The organism is Arthrobacter livingstonensis (genome assembly GCF_003219815.1).
Classification (GTDB): Bacteria; Actinomycetota; Actinomycetes; order Actinomycetales; family Micrococcaceae; genus Specibacter; species Specibacter livingstonensis.
In genome coordinates this window covers 1-2,219 of record NZ_QJVD01000083.1, presented here as the reverse complement: position 1 = coordinate 2,219, position 2,219 = coordinate 1, and the positions used below count along the sequence as shown (strand labels likewise).

At 69.3% G+C, this 2,219-nt stretch carries 1 protein-coding gene; it reads right to left on the bottom strand.

Annotation, left to right across the window (positions count from 1 at the left end; genetic code table 11):
- Positions 1-28: 28 nt before the first annotated feature.
- Positions 29-2,219: HNH endonuclease (locus CVV68_RS24530; protein ID WP_245933750.1), on the bottom strand; the 2,191-nt coding region annotated here is incomplete at its 5' end.

Sequence of the window (2,219 nt, the reverse complement as noted above, 5' to 3'; positions counted from 1 at the left end):
CCTGCCGGGACTGGAACGGTCAGCATCGTCAGGGGCGTTGGCGGCGGGTGGGACCGGGAAGTGGCGGCGCCGTGGAGACGTAGCTGTGGCCGGTGGGTGTCGTGATCGTCGATTCGGGCAGGGCCGTGCTGTTCGGGCCTGTGTCAGGTGGTTGATGATGGTGGCCGATGGGCTCGCTGGCCCAGCCGGGCGCTTCCTTGGCTTTGTTGCACGCCGTGCATAGGCCTTGCCCATTGGCCACGCTGGTTTGTCCGCCGGTGGCCCAGGATTTGATGTGGTCGTACTCGCGGATCGGTGCGTCACAGTAGGGGGTGGCGCAGCGTTGGTCGCGCAGGCGCAGGAATTCCTTCATGCCCTCAGGAAATAGTCGTCCCCTTGAGTCCATGGCCAGCAGGGCGTTCGATTCGGGGTGGGTGTACAGCCGCCTCAACCACACTGTCGGGGAAGTTCCCGAACCCGGACCGGGCGAGGGGCTACGTCCGGGACTGCCAGCCGGGCCGCCGGTGCTGCTGCTGTTGCCGTCGCTGTTGTTGCCGGTGCGGTAAATCATGGCGCGGGCGGCCGGTGCCGGGATGGGTTCATGGCCGACGAGGATGGCGGGGTCGTTTGCCCCGTCGAAGAGGGCGCGGTCGGTCATGACCAGCTCCAGCGCAATGTCGGGCTCCGAAATGGTGGTGCAAAGCTGGGCCCCGCGCGCCCGGGGTGCCCCATCGGACGTCCCGGCGGCGCCGGTTGCCTGCTCTGGCCCGGTGGAACGGTCGGTTCTGGTGGCTTCCCGCCCGGTGGAACTCTCGCTCTGCTCTGGCCTGGTGGAACTGTCGTCCCTGGTGGCTGCCCGCCCGGCGGTCGAGGGGGTGGTCACTGGTGGTGGCTGGGTGCCGCGGTGGTCGCCGTCGCTGCCGGCGCCCAGGTCGCACGGGCTGTGGTTGGTGAGGCGGTGCATGAGGGCGTCGGCCATGAGCTGGCCCTTGCCCCTTTCGTCCCCGCCTGCCGTGGCACTGTCGGCGACCTTGGTCAGGATGTTGTAGATCCTCACGCCCTGCCTCAATGGAATCAAGGCCGTCAGCAAGGTCATGCCGTCGGCGGCGGGCCGCAGCGAGACGTGCCGGTCCGATTCAGCCTTCGCGAAGCGTTTGGCGACAGCCGCAGGGTCCAGGGCACAGGCGGCATTCTTGGCCGCGGCCGCCAACTGCCGGGTCCCCCACCGGGCAACCTTCTCCGGGTCACCGCAGACCAGGGCATCAACTGCCGCACGGTCCTCCGCGGACAGGCAGGCCGTTTCGCGGGCCATGATCCCGGCCCGGTACTCACTGAGGTTCCCGGTGGTGAAGGCGTGCATGGTGTGCGGCATCTCCCGGACCAGCACGTGGGCGAGCTCGCACCGTTGCCGGCCCCTGCTCGCTGATTCGTGCCGGGCCAGGCCCACCTGTTCCGCAATGCCGTTGCCCAGCGTCTCCCGGGGCACCCCGGCCCGGGCCTGGGCCAGGCGCTGCTGCGCCACGAACACCGCCTCGGCATGGGCCTGCGCCGCGGCCGCCGCGTTCTTCACTTCTTCCAGCAGGCTGATCACGTCCACCAAGGCGGCAGCATCGACCCTGCCCACCACCGCGGCGTCAAACCCCGCCATGGCGTCATCACGTCCCGCGGCCGCGTCTTGTCCCTCGGCGTCATCACGTCCCGCGGCCGCGTCTTGTCCCTCGGCATCGACATTTACCGAGGTCGCGTCACGTCCAGCAGTCGCGTCACGTCCAGCAGTCGCGCCACGTCCCACAGTCACGTCAAATTCCGTGGTCGCGTCAGCTGCCGGGACGCCGTCATTCACCACGGCGGCGCCAAATCCCGCAGAGGCGGCTTGGGTGGCACTGCAACTTCCGCTGCCTTCACCGACCGTGCCGCCCAGCGCGAGCACGACCTCGGTGGCTGCGGCTGCCCGGGTACCGGCCTTCGTGGCCGTTGCTTTCGCGGCGGACACGAACTGGGCCAGGTCCGCCAAATTTGCCGCGGTTGCCCCGGCATGTACCTGCTGCCCGAGTCGTTCAGCGCCCTCGACGGCGCGTTCCCTGGCGCGCCTGGCGAGTTCATGGGCCAGGGCAGCGTCCAACTGGGCCAGCACCACCGGATCAAATGCACCGGCACACTGCTCAAGCAGAAGAGCGGCCGTGCCGGCCAGCACGGCACACCCTGGGGCGGAAGACACTGACGCCGCACCAACCCCGGCC